Genomic DNA, 19068 nt, shown 5'->3' with positions numbered 1-19068 from the left:
CGCCGGTTTCGGCGACGTGCATCACACAGCCATCATGCGGTGGTACATGGCATCGTCCTTCGACGCGTCGCGCAAGGCCGACGCGTAGCTTGACATGGCGCCGACGGCGACCGGCGACGCGCGATAGGCTGTCCACCCTTCGGCTCTTGCAGAGCATCTGCTGGCTGCCGCGCTCGCGTTGAAGCTCAGTCATTTTCAAGAGGGTACTTCGCTTCTCGATATTCCGCATGCGTTGCAGGGATGTGGTACGGCAGGTGCCTAACCCCGAAGTTTGCCGCGTACGGATCCACGGCATCGTAGACCGGCTGCGACTTGACCGAGCAGAAGTCGTAGAGGCAAAGGTAGGCGCCATCCATCTCGCGGTCATCGCGATAGGTCGCTGTCTGCTGAAGGCCCTCGAGCGCCCAGCTTCGCTTGTCAGACTCGCTGAATTTGGTCAGCTTGACATCCTTGTTGGCCTTGTCCTTTGGCGTATGGACGTCCCGAATGGTCTTCAGCTCCAGTACAGCGCTCTGGTTTCCCCCGACCGTCTGCTTCGGAAAGATGGTGATGTCTGCGCGCCCCCTGCCTATGCTCTCTTCTGTCCTCACCGTGGCTACGTCGGCCAGTCGTGCCAAGAGGTAGAGCCACAAGTCGTCCTGCACAGCGCGCTCCGGGTTGTCGACCGTGACATGTCGCGCCGGCTGCAGCCACCACTTCTTTGTGTGGCATGCGAAGAGCTGGTAGAAGCGCTCCAACTCCGATTCGATCGCGCTCAAGTCAATGACAGTCGGAACGTTTAGGATCTCCCGCTCATAGTGTTTGTCATCGCCGTCAATGCCATCGACCCACACGATCATCTTCGACTCGGACATCAACCCCACTGCCGCCGCGCCAGCCAACCCGCTGTCGCGCATCGCCGTCTCGATGCCGGCCATGGCGGGAAACTTCTGGGGGTGAACCCGTCCACCAACTTCGGTGTTGCCAACCGCCAGCATGCCCGCGAAATCGTCCAGGTGCGAGTCACCCAACGTCGTGCGTGACGTCCAAGTGCCGTGCTGCTCGCCGAATGCCGCAACGTCGGGCACATAGACAAGCACACAAGGGGCGCCGAGCGCTTCGCCCTTCTTCCGTAGGTGTCGTGCGTGCTCGCTCAACGTGCGCACCCAAGCGTCTATGAACGCCTCTCGCGTGCCAGCGTCGGCAACCGAGACGGTGGAGGCCCCGGCGCTGACCACACTCTGGAGAACCGCCTCGGTGGCTGCGCCGATGGCGATGGATGAGCCTTTGCTCGTCATACGGTGGACATCGCCCGATCGAGGTACTCACAGTACAAGCGCACGCCATCGCGCGCCGCCCGCGGCTGAAGTGATCGCAGCTGTTCGATCAGGTATCGAGCAACATCCATGTTGCGGTTCTCGTCCTGCCATTCGGAGAAGTCGACAATCCGCCCCTCCAGGACCTCGTTGCTTCCGTAGTTGGCGTCGGCCGGTCCGATGGCAGTCTTGCTGCCCAGGAACTTCCCGAAGCAGGCCGACACCAACTCCCGGAAAAGCCGCGCCGTGCGCTGCGCTTCCTTGGCACTGTCGACGATGGACGCGTGAAGGTGTCTACCGTGAATCCCGAGCGAATAGTGCGCAGACAGGTGGCCTTTGGGCCCGAAATCGACGTGATCGATCCGCAGCACGCCGCAGAACGAGAGTCGGTCAACCTCTCGCTGGACGTCGGGATAGAAGGGGTAGGGCCCCCGCTTGAGCACCTGTCCGCGGACCCGAACGACCTCGAACAGAGGGGCCAGCGTGTTGGCCAAATACAGCAGCACATGCAACTGGGCGCTGGCCAACGGCGTCAGCCCCATTCTTGAGGCCTCTGCGATGCACAGGAGCACCCAGGCCTTCCATATGCCGGCATCGGCTGGCTGATCGACCCCAGTCGCCGGTGGCGCGCTCTCGGTGGCACTCATGGCGCGGCGTACCTCTCCGGGTAAATCGCCCGGTCTCGCTCGCTCTCGTAAGGCTGCCGGAACCGGTCCAACGCTGTGGTCGGTGCGGCGACCTTCAGGAGGTCCACGACGTGGAACTCGCGCTGATCAATCGGCACCGCCGGGGGAGGTGGATCGGTACTCCTGTCCTTGACCTGATCTTCGAATCGCTTGTCAGGATAGGCTCCGAACAGTGCCGGAATCATGTACTCGCGGTTGATGTTGGATGAGGCGATGAGGCGGGTTTGCGCGACTGCCTCCTCCTCTCTGGTTGCGAAACGTCGCAACAAATCCGCAGCGCGCGGCACGAACACCGAGTCCAGGCTGGCCTCCGGTGTCTCGAGGATCAGCATGCTGGGCGAGTCCGGCGCCGCGACTTCCAACAACGCCATGCGAAACGCCAGGTCGATGAACTCCTTTTGCGACTCCGAAACCGACTGACCCTGTTCCCGCACGGTCGCGCTCAATCGATGCACGCCAGACGTCAGTGCGGGGATGAAGTGCGGGAATGGAAAGCTCTCGGTCGACGAGCGCTGGCCGATTCTGCTCTGTCGAGCCGTGTAGGCGATGCGGCAGGTCTCCGCCAGGAAGCCGCTGATGAAGCGGGCGAAGGCACTTTCGACCTGAGCCGAGACACCCTGCACGTCCTTGTCTATCGCCTCGGCGAGCTCGCGAAACTCCAATGCCAAGGTTTGCCGCTCCGCCTCGATTGCGTCCAACGCCGTTTGGAAGCTGCTCAACTGTGCGTGCACCTTGTCGCGCCGCTCCTTGGCGTTTGGCAGGCTATCGCCCAGGGCTCGCAATTGCTGCTCCAGAGACGATACCTCTGAGCTCGCTCGAGCCAAGCCACCAACGGTTTTCGCATAGTTCGCCTCAGCGGCCTTCAAGGGCTCCTGCATGCTGTTCAGTTCCTGCTCCAGCCGAACAATCGCAGCGCGTCGAATCTCGATGTTCTCGCCGGCGTACGGATCATGCTGCGGCTTTGTCGCATGCTCGATCGGACTCTCGCATACCGGACATGTGTTCATTTGCAGCTTGCCATTCACGCGACTCATTGCTTCTTCGGACCGCGTGCCGCAAATCAGACAGCCTGCCTGTGCCTCGAAATACGACAGCAGGTAGCGCGCCGCATCGGGAACCTGCGGAAAAAACGACTTGTAGAAGTCGTCGAGCTCGCGCGCCAGCACTGCACGCTGCTCAAACACCTCGTGCCCGCGTGTCTCGATCTGTTCGCGCAGCGAATCGCGCTCCTCGGCATAGCGCTCCTTTTCTTCGCGAAGTTGCGTAAGCTGCGTCAGCTGCTTGTGGAGTTGTTGTTGTACCCGCTCGAGGTGACCTCCTTCTATGCTGCTCGCCTGCTTCTCGTATTGTCGGCGACGGCTGCTCACGACTGCGAACATGTTCCGATACTCACTGTCCTTGCTGAGGAGATCGTTGAACACCTCGACGTAGCGCAGGCGGTTGGTCGCCTGATCGCCAAACAGGATGCCTAGAATGTCGCCCTGCGCCGCGGAGTCCCAGACGAGACTGCGGCGATCCTCGAGGAAGAAGATCACGTAGCGTAGGAGAAACAGGAAGTCATCGAAGGAGGCCAACTGCGACGCCTCGATGACTTGCTGCTGATACGCAGCCTCGAGCTCTGCTGCAGTGGCGTCGGGCCATTCACGGTTGTCGACTGACAACGACTTGAGGTCAAGGTTGGCGAGCGAGCGAAGCGTCTCGAACTTATGCTCGCCTATTGAGAACTTGGCGATGACCGTGGCATTGACCGCGTCATCCGGCACCCGCGCACGAAACCAATGCCGGTCGGCGGGAACACGACGCCGCTTCTTGTCGCCCAGGGCATCTCCTTGCGGAGAATCATAGGGGCCCGTGATCGCTCGCAGCAGGATGTTCAGCAGGGTCGTCTTGCCAAGACCATTGATACCGACGATCACATTCACGCCCGGCCGAAACGCGTGGTTCAGCCCGGGCTCATCTTCCGAACCAACGTAGAGCGCATAGTTCTGGACCGATATGTGGTCAAGAACCGGGAAGCGGACCATATGACTCCCTATTGAAGGCGGGCTCAACAGCCAATCGAGTACTGGTGCGTCGCTCAAGGACTCCTGCGCCGGCGCTCGGCGCCCCCGAATTTAGTGTATGCGCCAAGCGAGAGCGGAGTGCACAGTGAGGACCCCGAGGCACAGTTGGTCGACGCTGCAATGTGCCCAGATGTTGACGCAAGTGCCATCGGCTAGGACATGCGAATTTCTCGAGTCCCCGAAACCGCCGGATCGTCAGTTTGCGAATGGTGGTTGTTGCAGGCATTGCGCTCAGCCCCTCAGCCCAAGTGCGCGCAACCAGGCATCCACTTGCCCGAAGGCGTCCTGCTGCCATTGGTCGGGGGTGCGTTCGCCCAAGACCTTCGTGTCTTCAACGAATCGACGTACGCATGTCGGGCCGAAGCCATCTGCGGTATCGAACTTTGCGGCGATGAAGCCGTATCCTGCTGCGCCGCTGGCGTGATCAAGCAGCGGCCGGCAGTCGTCAGCAAGCGCCTCGGGGCCTCCGGGGTAGTTTCTTATGCAGTAGTAGATGTCGTAGGCGTCTTTCTGCTTGTAGCGCCCTTCGATGGCATGCCCTTTCATGGCGAGGAGCGCTGGGATCGAACAAACGGCGATCTCGACGCGGTTCGTGCCACCGGCGGGCATCGGGCCGGTGATCGCCACCAGTTGGTAGAACCGAAGAGCCAGATCCGCGCCGTCCGCCCTTTGCACCGCGAAGTCGCTGATCAGCGGCGGGACGTTCTTGACAATCTCAGCATCCCGAGGCATCAAGAAGTCGACGATGACGTCGATCTGAGCGCCGCCATCGTCCGTGGCGACCTGACGAACGAGTTGAAAACGCCGAAGTTCTTCGCGCTGTTGATACCCGTGACCCCGTAGCGCATCGATGAGCGTGGCGTATTCACCGTCGCCCAAGGCTTCTGCATCCAGCCCGACGTCCACATCGAGTGTGCCGACGTGCGGCATGTCTTCGTTACCGAGTAGCAGCCAAGGCACCGCACCACCAACGATGGCGAACTTGCCTTTGAAGCTTCCCAGGATTTGGCCGATCTCGATCAGCACCGTTTTCACAGCTGCCGTCGTGCGATCGTCGTAGTCGGCGGCTGACTGCGGTTCATTCGGAGTCATTTCGACCATGTCAGTTTCTCGCGTCGCAAGTGATCAGCCGCCTCCCGACCTCGCTCGCCGGCAACGGCCAAATCGAGATAGGTCTGAACCGGGCTGGTGCAGATTGCTCCGGGAGCCGGCTCGACAGTGTCGTGGAGCAGGCCTGGATCCTTGAGCAAGGTCACCACCACGTTCTCGCCTTTGGAAACTGAAGACAGCTTCAGCGCGGCGCGGAGCGGTTCGACACCGGCCTCGTCCGCATATAGGTATTGCGCGCCGGTGCGGCCATATGGTGCCAGCCAGTGCGCCGCCGAGAACGACGCGAAGGCCGCGTGTCTCATCGTGCGCTCCGAGCGAAGCACTCGACGGGCAGCTTCTTCGAACGCACCGCCATGCAGGGTTGTGTAGAAGCTCATGCGTTTGCCGGCCGGCGGATCGTAGGCATCTCGCCAGCCGTCCAACAACGCGTCGGGGTCAGACAGGAACAGGCCACCGTCGGACACCTTCGCCCATTCGCGGTCGAGCAGACTCGCGCGCACGTTGCTGACGTGGCCAAGGCTGACACCAGCATTCTGTGCAAGGTCGGTGACGCGCCAGGCTCGGATGGGGTCGCGAAGCATCACACGCAACACTTGCGCGGACTTCGGCTTGAACAGCGATTTGAGTTCGCGCCGCTCGACGGCTGGCTTGCTCGCGACTATGCGTTCGATGAAGACCGTATCGAACAGTAAGCGGGCATTGCCTTCGAGGTCGAGAAAGCCCACCGATTCCTCGCGACAGAGGGCCTGAGCTTCGGGCGACAGATAGGGCGCAATGAAGACGGGAGTAGCCTGCTGCGCGTGATGAACCATGTAGTTGCGTAACTGAAGCGCGGCCATCCGAACATGGCGCGGCTGGCCACTGGACTTCACTTCGCATACGAGCGTGTGGCGCCTGCCGGACACGTCGACATGTGCCACGATATCGACACCGCGATCTGGACTCAAGGACTCGTGTTCGATGTCCGCGAGCTTTATCACGGGCACTTGCTCTAACAGTGCCTTGAGCGCCGCGGCGGCGCTGTCCTCCAAGGTTTTCATTGAATCTTGGGCCTTCAGCATCCGTTGAAACTACCATGCACGGTGAAATTGTCAAGACGTTTTCACCACTTTTCCGTATTTCAACATACGCTGAAGGCGTCAATCGGGGTGAAACCGTGGACCAAACCCCCGAGCCGCGATAGTAAAAGAAAGATCAAGATGCCCAAGGGGCGGCACGTCAGAACGCGCCCGTACACCCCGAAGACCAACGGCAAGGCCGAGCGCTTCGCGCAGACCAGCCTGCCCAAGCGCCCGATGGGTGGGTCATCTGGGACCGCGGCGAATGCCCGCCGTGTGCCTCCTGCTAGGCGCGAGGGAACAGTGCCCTCCACGGGCGCTCGCCGACCACGCCGCTTCGCCAGAAGATCGGGAGCGTATTGTTGGGCGTGGTGTTGTGAAACACAACGAGCGCACCCATGTCGCCGTGGCCAAGCGGTGCGCGGGGGCTGAGCTCTCGGCCGAGCTGTTGGAGGATCTCCTTGGCGAATCGGCGCTCACTATCTTCGGCGAAGATATCGGAGCCTTCATCGCAGGCACGCAGGTCGTCGCCGAGCAACGTCGCCGCCACGACATCGACGCCAGGGAACGACTGACGCGCTGCCTCCAGCGCCTCCGGGAAAGCGAACATCACGTAGAGCGAGATCCGGTGCTCGCCAACGTAGCGTTGCCAGGTCGGCTCGCCAACTCGGGCCTTGAACTTCGTCATTCCCTCTACGAGGGTCTGCCCGGTCCCGGCAAAGTCGTCCGCAATCACCACCATGGCATCGGATTCCGCGTGGCTGCGCATCCATCCATCGAGTTCGGCCGCGGAAGTGCACTTGCCGGGTCGCAGACTCTTCTGCAGCTCGCGCGCCGTAGTCGCGCCACTCTTGTGGTCAGAGTCGAGATAGCCGAGCGCGAGGTTGTCGCGACGGTTGCGCACGATCTGCCAGGTACCAACACCAATCGTCAGCCGCCGTGCGTTGACCATCTCTTCTAGCCGTTGCAGGCCAAGGGCTCTCATGCCTTCGTTGATGAATCCCCGCTCAGCAATCCGTCGAAGAAGCAGGAATGCGATCTCGATGCGCCCGTCGTCGTCAAACTGTCGAAGCCACAACCGTATGTCCGCGACGTCCTTCTGTTTTCCGCAGTAGACCAGTCGCTGAGCGACTGCCAGCAGATAGTCCTCGGAGATCGGGAAGACGCCCGAGTCCACTGGCTCCACCGATGGCGCAGCACCCTCAGCGCCGGCCAGCTCGCGTCGGACCGTTGCCATGTGGTCAACCCACAGCGGCACCAACTTCGACACGGCGTTCTCGCCGAGCCATTCTCGGAAGATCGGCAACGCGACGACGAAGCCATCCCCGCTCTTCTGCGGGACCAGAACGCCGCGCCTGACAAGACGATCACACGCCCGGCGCAGGTCCGATCCACTGGCTCTGTCTTCGACAGCAATCGGTAGCGACTCCTGAATTTCCTGGATCTCCTCAAGGGCTTCGTAGCGTCCACCCATGACGGCAACGCAGCCCAGCGCGATGCAGTTCTCCGCACTCTCGCGCCGCTTCTCCAACACGTCGAGGACCGGGTTGTCCTCCCAAAGGTGCGCAAAGTTGGTCGGCCCCAACGCGCGCAGGAGCTGCTCGCGAACGGCATGCGTATCGTTGTCATCGATGAAGGTTCTGTGCTCCTGAAGACAGCGCTCAAAGACCTGGTAGCAGAAGTTGTGGATATAGAACGGGTTGCCGGCCGTGAAGTCGGTGATGAAGTCGATTGCTTCCGGCGCGAACTCGATGACCCCCGCGACGGGCTCCGCAATCAGTGCGCGGCAATCCGCTCGGCTGTCGATCCTGTCCAGCCGGATGTTGATCCACTTGTTCAGGTCTGACTGGTGGCGGCCGTAGATCGCTTCCATGCGCTCGCTGCCCACGAAGAAGAACGTCAACCCGACTTCCGAGATCGAACGAAGCGCCTTGACGAACTGCTTGCCGCGCTCGCCGGTGTAGAAGGCGGCATCAAGGTCGTCGAACTCGTCGATGATCACAAGGAATTTGTGCCCGGAATTGGCCGCGACAAGTGCTTCCGCGAACGGAATCAGCTTGCTCAGGCCTGCACCAAACTCCGCCTCGCTCGGGACCTGGACACTCGATCCGGCCTTCTGGACCAGGCGCTGCGCGATCAGATGGGCAATCTGCCCTTCGTGCAGGGACACCAACTCGCCCATTCGAAGCAGGACACAAGTGAAGTCCGGCCTGGCGCCTAGTTCAGCGGCCAAGACCTGCAGCAGCGAGGTCTTGCCGATCCGCTTCTGGCCCCATACGAATGTCGAGGCGCCGGCCATCGCGGCAAGTCGCAACTTGCGCAATGACGGCTCACGGCCATAGAGCCGGTCGGGCCGCCTGATCGGATTCAGGCTGTACGGCGGGCTGGCCAGCAACGCCTGCCAGTCGGGTTCCGTCACCTGCTGGGAGACCTCCAGGCGGTCGGCAACAGACGATGGCTTGCCTGCACTGGTCTGACACACCCATTCGATCGGCACGTCCAAGGTCTCACGCGCGGCGTCGAGCATCAGGCGAAGGCGGATGAGCTGTTCACCATTCGGAGGCACGTCGAATGGACCGGAGGGCTCCGCGACGGCCAGCCTAACGCCATCGGGGACACCCGAACGCCGCAGCGACACGTCGTGTGCATGTCCTCTTCCACGGTTCACGAGGGAGAACGACAGATTCAGCTCACTGCCCGCAGCGCGCAAGTCAGCCTTGGTGCTGTGATTCCGAAGGGCCAGCGCAGGCGCGAGAGCGACCTCGCCGCGCGAGGTGGCATCTTCCACCAGCGATCCGACATGATCCAACACCGGCTGCACGAGCGAGAGCCAGATACGGCTTCGTCGCCGAGGATCGTTGGCGCCCGGGCGCTGGATCCGCACGTTCTCGAGCATCTCTGGAGCTCGCCGGATCACTTCGACGTCGTCGTCTCGCTCGCAGGCCTCGCAGAACTTCCGAAACGCCGGTCCAATGAGCATCTCGAGGTCGCGCAGGAACTGACGCTCTGCGGGAACAACGAACGGCTGGAGCCGATGCGCAACCTTCAAGACATCGATCGACGCAGCCTTGGCGGTCGCAGGCGTCGTCCGCAAGAATCGACCGACGGAGGATGTAGCTTCCGAGAGGGAGTCGCCCAGCTTGACTAGTGCAGCACGACAGGTGTCGAGCGGCGATCGCTTTTCGACGCCGTAGGCAACGCTGACGTCTTCCCGAAGCCGGTATGCGAAGTCTCTCGCCGCATCGGGCAACTCGTCGGAGACGTCTTCGAGTCGGCTCAGCGCATTGACGAACGCGCTGGCCAGATTCGGGGCGGAGAAGGACTCGACTCGGCCCGCCAGTTCGCTCAGTGATTCCACATCCGGCACTGCCTCGCGCGTGCTAGCCCATGCACAGGTGACTTTCGCGAGCAGGCCATCGACCGCCGCATCCGGGGCTTCGGGCAGGCAGCGGGCAGTGAGTTCGCCGACCGTGAAAGCATCGCCACGATCTCTTGCGGTGGCCAGTTCGTCTTCGACGACTTCCTTTGCCGGCTCGGGGCCACCGATCGCTGCGGCCTCGTCGGAAGGCACAGCGGTCTGCTTGATGCGGGAGAAGAAGTCCTGCAGGCGCAGGCGAACGCGCAGCGACAGCTCACGGTTCCAGAGCTGTTGCAGTTCGGCCGGGAGGTAGCTCGTCGAAAGACCTTGTTCCTGCCAGCGCTGCGCGTTGACGAGCGCGATACCGGCCAGGGCTTGCTTGTGGGCCTCATGGAACGTCACGCGCCACTCGGCAAGCTCGACAGGCGTCAATGTCGGCATGCGAGGCTCAGCATCGCCTTGCTCGGCCGGCCGCGCGAGACCAAGGCCTTCGTCCCACACGTACGCTAGCCCGCTTGTGTAGTCGACGACGGACAGCCAGAGATCCGCCCGGATTCGATTTCCGAGCGGCGGCACTGCGGTGCCTGCAGCGGCCGGGCGCCCAACCTTGGCTGTTGTGGCCGCAGCTACTTCGACTCTGGGATTGTCGCTCTCGACCGGGGCTATCAGCTCCACCGACACCTTTGGGGACTCGCCGGTCAGCCTCAACTCGGGTCCTAGCAACGCGACGAAGGCTCTGAGGTCCTTCGCGCCGAAGTCGCGCGGCTGAAACCTTCGATCCGTGATCTGCAGCAGCCGGTTGTTAAGCACGGCCAGCGTCATCACCTTGGTTTGGGGCCCGTACTTCTGCTGCGCCTGCAGAAATGCCGCCCGCGCCAACTCCATGGCTTGCGCCCTGGTCTTCATGCCGCCGCCCCCTGGATGCACTCTCAGCAGGTCCGAGCGTCGTCGGCTCGGTGATTGCTACATTCTGTCACTGAGCCGTGGAAGAGACTCGAGAGCCTCCTTGGGGTCTACTGAAACGAGGTTCATCGAGGATTCGAAAAGTACCCGACTGATAGACTGATGACTTCGAGCTTCGCTGGCCGGTTCGCTCCACATTCGGCCCAACAGGTCTCACTGCAGCGCAGGTTTCGTGTGGGGTAAATCGTGGGGTTCAGCTACCAACATGACGCCAAAGATCCATGTAAATCAACAGCCTGGAGCTGATCCCGAGCTTCAGGTGCAAAACATTGAATGACGTCCCATACAAGGCCACGCCGTCCCAGGTTTCCGATTTACCCGCCACTTTTCAGCAGCCTTAGGATCCCGCTCGTCCGGATGGCGCGTCATGTAGTGTCATCTCGTCTCACTGAAGCGCAAGCGTTCTGTCGGGTAGGTCATTGAAGACAGCGCCGTAACGGCGCGGCGCTGGGAACTCGGCATGCGGTGTCCGTAACCCACGGGGACCAGCCGACCACCTCGCAGCAACAGTCTCTGCCTTTTCGCCCCGAATCCGCCCTCGTGGGCGGGCGTTTGCGAGTGGAGATGACCGGCCAGCCGTTGCGCACCTCGCCCCCCGACGCGACCATTCCCATTGATTTTCCCCGTCGATTGGCTCGCCGCAGGCGAGACAGTCGCGCGCAGCACTGTTTTGTAAGGGCGACCATGCCACTCATTGAACAAGGGGCCAAGGCGGTCACGGACCTGGCGCTGAAATCCTGGCTGAATGCAGGGCCGGTCGACCGAAGCGTCGGGAACGGCTTGATGTTCGTGGCCTCCGATGCCAGCGCGAGGACTGGCCGCGCATCCTGGATCCTGACCTACCGGTTTGGCGGCCGGAAGAAGGAGAAAGTGCTTGGCCGGTACCCGGAGATCTCGCTGAGGGAAGCGCGCGAGATTGCCCTGCGCGACAGAGCACTTATCCAGCAAGGCGTGGATGTTGCTGCCGTGAAGCGTCGCGAGAAGTTGAAGGCTCGTGAGACGCATAACGTTTCCGCCCTCGCCCGCCTTTGGTACGAGCGGGAAATCGAACCCCGGTACAAGCACCCCGAGAGCGTCGAAGGGGTGATTCGCCGACACATCAAGCCTGTCATCGGACGATTGCCCGTCGAGGAGATCCGCCCTATCCATATCGACGATGTGCTCATGCGAATCGTGTCCGCCGGCGCGCCGACGGTGGCGAACGATGCCCGACGCTACCTGCATCGAATGTTCCACTTCGCCGTGCGGCGCAAGTGGATCGAGCTGAACCCTGTCTACGGTTTCAGCACCTTCGACGCGGGCGGCACCGAGAAGGCAAAGAGCCGTTGGCTGACCACCAAGGAGCTGAATACTCTGGCCGAAGCGATGCGTACAACGCCAAACTTCGGACGCCCCAACGAACTGGCTGTCTGGCTGCTACTCGCACTTTGCGTACGGAAGATGGAATTGCTTTCCGCCGAGTGGTCAGAATTCGATCTGCCCAACGCGGTCTGGACGCTGACGCCCTCGCGCACCAAGACCAACTCGGCCATCCGAATCCCGTTGGCCGCGCCCGTCGTCGAGTGGCTTAACGAACTCAAGGTGTTTGCATTCGGCAGCGGCTACCTCTTCCCGGCACGGAGGCTGGTGCGGGAGCGACTTGGCACGCCGCACGCGAATCGACATCCTCATGTGAGCCCAGACACGCTGAACGTCGCGCTCAAAAGGCTGCCGCTGACGGACCTGGAGCAGTTCGCCGTACACGACATGCGCAGAACGGCCCGAACGCACATGGCCTCTCTCGGCATCGACCGGTTTGTCGCCGAGCGGGCGCTGAATCACAAGCTGAAAGACGTCGAGGGGGTTTACAATCAATACGACTACTTCAATGAACGGAAAGCTGCGCTGGACCGATGGGCCTCGCTCCTGGCGCAGATTGCAGTGCTGCGCGTGACCTCGCCTGCGAGTCCCGTAGCCGCGTAGATGGGCACGTTCACGGAGGGCTGCCCTGGCGCTCACGTTCGAATCAAAGGCTGGTAGGCCCCCATCAGTAGCGTTGCGTAGGCACGACGTGCGATCAAGAGCACTGACTCTAAGATGAGCACATGCCGCGCCGTTCCCACCAACCCAGCCAGCTTCGTTTCCTCGCACCGCTGTGCTGGGGTGCGCTGGCCTTTACGTTCGCGTTTGCGGTTAGCGGTATCCAAGACGTCATTTGCGGCCTGATGCTGAAGGGTGCTCCTTGCCCCGCGATTTTTCCTGATTGGGTGGGCTTCGCGGTGTTCGCGACGACTCTGCTTTCCGTAGCAGCGAGTGCGCACCGCTACTGGCTCGACTTCCATCGGGGCGAGTACTACCTCGACTGCGAAGATCCGCACTGGCGAGATCGCTAAGACCGCTGTCGGAATCGGTGTCAGCCAAGAACGCTGCCTGATGGCTCCGCCATGCACCGCTACGCCCACACTCACACTGGAGTGATGTCCTGCGCCTTTGAACGCTGAGAATCCGTCCCAAGGTCGACCCGGCTCGCACTTGAGTGTGACCCGCCACTCGATTGGGAAGCCCTACCTCGGCAAACAAGGGCATGAGCCAGTGAACAGCGCAAGGTAGGCGACCCGCTGTCGCATTGATGTCGTGCCCAGTCAACTTGCACCAACGCTGCCTGCCGCGGAGTGGCAAACCCTGACATCCTCTCGTGCCGCCCCTCCCTCATCAATGGCATGGGCGATCGACGAGGAAGCTGTTCGTGGCTGAACACTTCTTCGACCTCACCACGGACGACTAACCCGAGGTCTTGGAACAGGCTCCCGCTCACACGACGATGCCGACCTTGTTGGCGACCACGCTGTAGAGGTCAACATCGACCTGGTCGGTTCGCAGCGACACGATCAGACTATAGCGAGCCGGCAAAGCGTAGCGCTCAAGGGCCGGCCGCGTGCGCCACCACCCGGCCGACGGGTATACGGCGATAAAGCCTCGACTCGCGAGATCGACCGCCGTGCCTTCCCACACGTCCTGATGAAGTGAGCCTCGATGACGCCGGCGATCGCCGAGGTACCAATCGGCATCGCGGGGATTCGCTGCAGCCCCGTCGTCCTCTTGCTGAGCCGCAGCGTTGATTCGCGCCACGAAATCGTCGGTGGTGAGGTCGAGTGGCCGTTTGACGTCGAACCGCAGTCGGTGCGAGGGGTAGTGGAACTTCGATGCCGCTCCGCGCGCCGAGGGATTGGGCTCGACGAAATACGAGAGGGTCACGCGCATCTGGACCTTCGCATCCTGCAGCGCCTCCAGCTCCTCTTTGGGCCAAGGCAGCTCGTGCAAGTTCATGTCGCGGCTGACGACGCCTCGCTTGCCGTCCTTGACGTAGGGGTGCACCACATCTTCCACCACCAAGGTGAGCGAGTTTCCCGCGCTCCACAGCGCCCGCTGAAGGTCGGGCACGCCCCAACCGCAGTGCCGAATCAGGTTGACGTAGTCCTGCTTGCTCGGCGCACCAGCCTCTGGGAGGAACATTTGCCGCATTGCCGGCGTCCATTCGGCCGCATGAACGATGAGCGCGCGGCCCGTTTCCGGTCTGAGCTCGGGATATGCCGCCATGATCTGCGCGGCCATGCGCGCGCACAGCGCGGACGCCGCGCTCGTCGCGTTGGTAGTGGTGAACAGCCTTTCGTCAGGCACGTTGTGGGTGGTCAACAGGTTGAGCGATGGAACGCCGGCGGCGCCGAGATCATCCTTGCCCACGTTGCCGCCTTCCAGCACAACGTCGGGCTTGAGCGGCCAGGCGCTATCCCAGGTCCGCGATGTGGTCGTGTACGGACTCAGACCGCCCTCTGCCGCGATCGCCGCGAGCGTCGCAATCTCCGTGTCCGTCTTGTGTGTGCAGGCGCCAACCGTCAGCGCATTCCAAGCCTGGCCCGGGTCGTGCACCAGGTTCGTCGACAGGCTGTCGGGATACGCCATCCAAGCATCGTGCTCGCGCGTATTGCCAGCAGCCAGCACGAAAAGCCGAGGCGACTCGCCTCCGCCGTCCACATCCACCGCCAGACGGTCGAGCATCGCGGACCATGAAGAAGGCCGTCCACGATCGCGATAGTCCGAGGCCGTGACGGCAGTCGTAAACACGCGCTGGCGATCCGGTTGTGCGATCTCTGGTCGACTCACAGCCTCCGCGAACAAGTATGCGTGGTGCCTTGCATCTCCCGCGTTGGCGCCTTCGACAGGCGTCAGCTTGACCGATTCAAGCCGATGCGACACCACCACTGGCGCAGCCTGCCCAACTGCATCAGTGAGATCGCCATAGGCTGCCAAGCCAGCCAGCCCAGTACCGTGGTTCGCCAAATCGTCGACCCCCCAAGCCGGCTCAACCGTGTGCTGGTCAACCGCCTCGAGGACGGGCGCCAACATCGGATGCCCGCGATTGACTCCCGAATCCAGCAGACAGACGTGCGGCGCAGCGGCCCCGGCCGCCGGCCATTGGGCATGCGCCAGGAGGTCGTTCATCCAGGCGCCCTGCTCTTCGACACCCATGCCATCGAAGAACTCGGCAGTGTCCTTCGCCCGGCGCAACTCGGCTACGCAGTTCAGCAGCATCACCGCTTGCCCGAACTGCGCCTGGGATCCAAACATCAGGACCACCGTTCGCTCCGGAAACTGAGCCTGGTGCGCACTGACCTCGCAACCAGCTGCCTGCGCGAGCGCGCGGAAGTCAGCTACCACCTGCTGTCGATCACCGCGCACCGGCAGCCACACCTCCCACCAGAAGGCAGCCGTCGGATCGGCGGGCAGCAGTTCAACGTCGTCGGTCCAGAGCGCGCGCAACTCGGCACGACGGATCGCCGAGATCGTGTTGATCAGCGCCTTGTGATCCAGCGAACGATCGCCCTTGCCCTTGCGGTCGGCCAGGTAGTCGACGATGTATCGCTCGAAGTGCTCAAGCTTTCCGTCGGGGACGAAGACGTTCGCGAAGGTCACGTCACCCGCTTTGCGTACGCTCAGGAGTTCGATCTTCTTCGCGTCGTTCGCCAGACTCTGGAATGCGAGTTCAACGTCGGGCTGCCCTTCGAACTCGATCTGCAGGCCTATCCCGCTTTCCAGGCCACGCTCACGCTGAGCTTGTGCGGTCTCGGCGGCAATCGGCTCCAGCACCTGCAGTTGCCCTCGCAGCACCTGCCCGTGCGCCTGGCGGTCACGCTCCGGCAGAGCCTTGGCACCGCCCCCAGGACTGTGAGCAGTGAACCCCAGGGCTTGGGATGTATCGTGAAGGACGAGGTGCGCCCGCTTATCGGCTGGCGCTTCCGGCATGGTTCACGGGCTTGTTGTTTTGTTCTAGCTTGTGGCTCAGCCGACGCCGCTCCTCAAGCGCGCGCGCCAGCGCATCCACTGGCACACGTTCTCCTTCGTGCATGACCACCTCCTTGATCGCCTCGTCCACGGCCCGTCGAATTTCGGCGTAGCTCAGGCCACTGGCCTTCGTTGCGAGCGACTTGAGCGGCAGCGGCTTCGGCGCGAAGCGTGCAAGTCGCGAGCGGATCAGCTCGCCAGCTTGGTCGGCCGTCGGCAGGTGGTACTCCAACACATCGTCGAAGCGGCGGAACAGCGCGTAGTCAAGAATCTCGGGATGGTTTGTCGCTGCGACGATCAGGCTGTGCGACTGGTCGTGCTCAATCATTTGCAGGAAGCTGTTGAGCACGCGTCGAATTTCGCCGACGTCGTGTGCCAACCCGCGCTGTGAACCGATGGCGTCGAACTCGTCGAAGAAGTAGACGCCACGTACCTCGTTGATGGCGTCAAACACTTGACGCAACTTGGCTGCGGTTTCACCCATGAACTTGGTGATGAGAGCATCCAGCCGCACCAAGAACAAGGGAACACCGAGCTCTCCGGCCAGCACCGAAGCGGTCATCGTCTTGCCGGTGCCGGGTGGCCCTACGAGAAGAAGCTTGCGACGTGGCGAAAGCCCGTGCTCGCGAATACGCGTGTTGAGCCGCTGCTCCTTGAGGACACGCTGAATCTGCTCGACCTGCGTCGCATCTAGGACCATGTCGGCCATGCGGCTCTTCGGGTAGCTGACATGCAGCAAGTTGGCCAGCTCGCCGCGTGGCTTCGCCAGCGGGAGGAGTCTGCCGGTCTCAGACGGAACGGCACGCGCTTTCGCCGCGTCGATCATGTCGCGCAGCTCCTCGGCCAGTTTCCCGTGACCTACCTTCGCCTCGTGTGCGGCAACCTGCATCGCAACGGAATAGAACTGGCCGTCGTCGCGGTTGATATGTGACTTCACCAACGCCTTCAATTGGTCAGCGCTTGCCATCACAGCCCCCCTTCTCGATGAACACAGGCGCATCAAATCTAAACACGTGCTAGCTCCTTGCCTGGCGGGCCGGGCATCGACGCGGCAGCCGCTCGTCGGAGTTCCTCAGTCAATCGGCGATCGATCTTGCCCAAGTCACCGCTGTCGGCCGCCATCACGAACAACACGCCAACCGGCACATGCAGCGCATCCGCGATCCTCGTGATCGTCGACAGCGTCGGGTCGCGCTTGTTGTTCTCGAGCATTGATAGGTACGAGACAGAACAATCAGCCGCGAGTGCAACTTGACCCTGCGATGCGCCTCGTTGCTGGCGACACCAGCGAATCACTTTTCCGATGTTCATGGGACCGCTCTGACCACAAAACTTGTCTCTTGCTCTCACTGCCACCCAGGACATCTGATTTTACCATTAGTGAAATTTGTGGGCCAGCCAAGAACATCTTCGAGGGGGAAGCGGCCGGCCTTGAAGGCCTGGACAGTGCACACACGGGGGACAATCAGCGCCTCGAGCTGCCTCTCATCGCCGCTGGAGTACTCATCGCCCCTGACGGAGCCTGTTGGTCGCGCAGCCTACTCGTCGGACAATGGCACATGGCGAGAGACGACTTCTCGAAGAAGGTGATCGAGCGATTGCGGGCACGCGTCGCGCACCGCTGTTCGAACCCGGACTGCCGCGTCCCCACCGCAGCAGCGGGCGCACGCCCCCTGGAGGTCAACAATGTTGGGGACGCTGCACACATTCATGCGGCGTCTCCAGGCGGGGCACGCTACCTGGCATCGATGACCGGAACCGAGCGTCGAGCGATTGAGAATGCCATCTGGCTTTGCGCAGTTTGCGCGAGAAAAGTGGATCGCGATGTCGATCGGTACACAGCCGAGACTTTGCGCCAGTGGAAACAGCAAGCCGAAGCTCGTTCCGTTCTCGAACTTGGAGCGCCACTACCGACCGCCCGCGACGCGACGGATCTGCTCGCACTCGCAATGACCGGACAGGCGACCAAGTTCATACCTACGGCGATCAACAACGTTCACTTGACGACAGCGAACGTCCTGGAGTCCATGGACCCACGCTTCCGAGTTGAGACACGGTATCGCGATGGCATCTCGACGATTGCCCTTCGCGCGCGCGAGACTGTCGACGTGTCCATGGAAATACCTGCCGAGCACGTGACGGCATGGCGCGCAGCGCTCTCTCGCATGGTGCACCACGCGTTGCCGGTGACAGTGCCAATGCAAGGCGTGAGTGTTTTTGGGTCGCCGATTTTGGAGGCGGCATTCGGCGCAGCAATCTCCAATCCCAAAGCCAAGCTGTCTATCTCGCCAAACGGAATCAGTTCCACCGTCAAATTGGTGATGTTCGATCCGGAATCTCAGCAGCCCTTCGTGCTCGACCACCTCTCGGGTAAGGCCTACGTCGGTGAGTCAACCGCACGTTTTGTCGGCCAATGCTGCGACAACCTGGTCAAACTCACCCTTGTGGTGCCGCTTGAAGAATCGGATGACGGCGCAACGATGACGGTGGAACTGAGCCTCAGCGGCTGGGAAGGTGTGGATGTCCTTCAGCTTCCCTATTTCGACAATATCGCTCAGCTCTGTGCCGCGCTCGGATCGGGATGGGGAGCCGCGTTAGACATGGAGGTGCTGGGACGCCAAACCCTCCACGGAAACCTACGGGCGGCGCCCGCCTGCGACTACTACCGCGGGCTGAACAACTACATGGGCTATCTGGGTAGAGCTCGATCGCTTGCACGACACACTGGGGTCAAACTCCCGCTCACGAGCGACCTGTTTTCACGCGAACAACATGTCGAACTGGAACAGGTTGTTGCCATCTTCGAGGAGCGCTATGTCTTCGATCGCCATCAACTGCAATCCCCGCCCGTGACCAAAGTGATCGCTGACGATGGCATTAGGAATATTCGCAGGTTCGTGGATGAGCCGGACAGGCATGACATCGTTTGCACATTTGCCGAGCAAGAGATCGAAGTGTTCGGAAGACGTGTACCTCTTCCCATGGTCGAGGCGGAACTCACCGGCGTGCGTCCCCGTGTCGACGTCGATGTCGAGACAGTGAAGGAAGGGGACATCGTCTCGGTCAGTTGGGAGCCGGACGACGACTTTCGGTGCGTATACCGCTTTGTAGAAGGTAAAGCGCCTCAGAGGACGGATCAGACGCGCACTGCGGGATGAATTCCGACTGTGGGTCTGCAGCGCCCAACTCAATGTCGCGCCAGTGGCGAGAAGCGCA

The 19068-nt window shown here is 61.9% G+C and carries 12 protein-coding genes; 3 read left to right on the top strand and 9 right to left on the bottom strand.

Annotation, left to right across the window (positions count from 1 at the left end):
* Window positions 1-185: 185 nt before the first annotated feature.
* The 6 genes from ACQY9S_RS00685 to ACQY9S_RS00660 form a co-directional block, all read right to left on the bottom strand.
* Entirely contained in the window at window positions 186-1277 is a 1092-nt protein-coding gene (locus ACQY9S_RS00685) for a hypothetical protein (protein WP_428422653.1), read from the bottom strand.
* Window positions 1274-1942 (bottom strand): hypothetical protein, encoded by a 669-nt coding sequence (locus ACQY9S_RS00680; RefSeq protein WP_428422652.1) that lies wholly within the window; start codon window positions 1940-1942, stop codon window positions 1274-1276. The genes ACQY9S_RS00685 and ACQY9S_RS00680 overlap by 4 nt, the downstream gene beginning before the upstream one ends.
* Window positions 1939-3858 (bottom strand): hypothetical protein, encoded by a 1920-nt coding sequence (locus ACQY9S_RS00675; RefSeq protein WP_428425535.1) that lies wholly within the window; start codon window positions 3856-3858, stop codon window positions 1939-1941. The genes ACQY9S_RS00680 and ACQY9S_RS00675 overlap by 4 nt, the downstream gene beginning before the upstream one ends.
* 417 nt (window positions 3859-4275) lie before the next feature.
* Window positions 4276-5145 (bottom strand): hypothetical protein, encoded by an 870-nt coding sequence (locus ACQY9S_RS00670; RefSeq protein WP_428422651.1) that lies wholly within the window; start codon window positions 5143-5145, stop codon window positions 4276-4278.
* Window positions 5133-6215 (bottom strand): type IV toxin-antitoxin system AbiEi family antitoxin, encoded by a 1083-nt coding sequence (locus tag ACQY9S_RS00665; protein ID WP_428422650.1) that lies wholly within the window; start codon window positions 6213-6215, stop codon window positions 5133-5135. Before ACQY9S_RS00665 ends, ACQY9S_RS00670 begins: the two co-directional genes overlap by 13 nt.
* 283 nt (window positions 6216-6498) lie before the next feature.
* On the bottom strand, window positions 6499-10476 hold the full coding sequence (locus ACQY9S_RS00660) for a phosphoribosyltransferase-like protein (RefSeq protein WP_428422649.1): 3978 nt from the start codon (window positions 10474-10476) through the stop codon (window positions 6499-6501).
* Between the two features lie 741 nt (window positions 10477-11217).
* Between ACQY9S_RS00660 and ACQY9S_RS00655 the strand changes: the two genes are divergently transcribed.
* On the top strand, window positions 11218-12495 hold the full coding sequence (locus tag ACQY9S_RS00655; protein WP_428422648.1) for a tyrosine-type recombinase/integrase: 1278 nt from the start codon (window positions 11218-11220) through the stop codon (window positions 12493-12495).
* 122 nt (window positions 12496-12617) lie between these two features.
* On the top strand, window positions 12618-12905 hold the full coding sequence (locus tag ACQY9S_RS00650) for a hypothetical protein (RefSeq protein WP_428422647.1): 288 nt from the start codon (window positions 12618-12620) through the stop codon (window positions 12903-12905).
* A 418-nt stretch (window positions 12906-13323) separates the two neighbouring features.
* Here the strand turns inward: ACQY9S_RS00650 and ACQY9S_RS00645 are convergent, their stop codons facing one another.
* From ACQY9S_RS00645 to ACQY9S_RS00635, 3 genes are read right to left on the bottom strand one after another with little or no spacing between them, the layout of a single operon-like run.
* The gene (locus ACQY9S_RS00645) at window positions 13324-15813 is read right to left on the bottom strand and encodes a S8 family peptidase (protein ID WP_428422646.1); all 2490 of its coding nucleotides are present in this window, start codon (window positions 15811-15813) and stop codon (window positions 13324-13326) included.
* On the bottom strand, window positions 15791-16819 hold the full coding sequence (locus ACQY9S_RS00640) for an AAA family ATPase (RefSeq protein ID WP_428422645.1): 1029 nt from the start codon (window positions 16817-16819) through the stop codon (window positions 15791-15793). Before ACQY9S_RS00640 ends, ACQY9S_RS00645 begins: the two co-directional genes overlap by 23 nt.
* Window positions 16820-16857: 38 nt before the next feature.
* On the bottom strand, window positions 16858-17163 hold the full coding sequence (locus tag ACQY9S_RS00635) for a helix-turn-helix domain-containing protein (protein WP_428422644.1): 306 nt from the start codon (window positions 17161-17163) through the stop codon (window positions 16858-16860).
* A 248-nt stretch (window positions 17164-17411) separates the two neighbouring features.
* Between ACQY9S_RS00635 and ACQY9S_RS00630 the strand changes: the two genes are divergently transcribed.
* Window positions 17412-19010, top strand: coding sequence for a hypothetical protein (locus tag ACQY9S_RS00630; RefSeq protein WP_428422643.1), 1599 nt, complete (start codon window positions 17412-17414; stop codon window positions 19008-19010).
* Window positions 19011-19068: the final 58 nt, after the last annotated feature.

It is taken from the genome of Methylibium sp. (assembly GCF_965279545.1).
GTDB lineage: Bacteria > Pseudomonadota > Gammaproteobacteria > Burkholderiales > Burkholderiaceae_C > Methylibium.
This window is presented reverse-complemented; position numbering and strand designations above follow the sequence as displayed.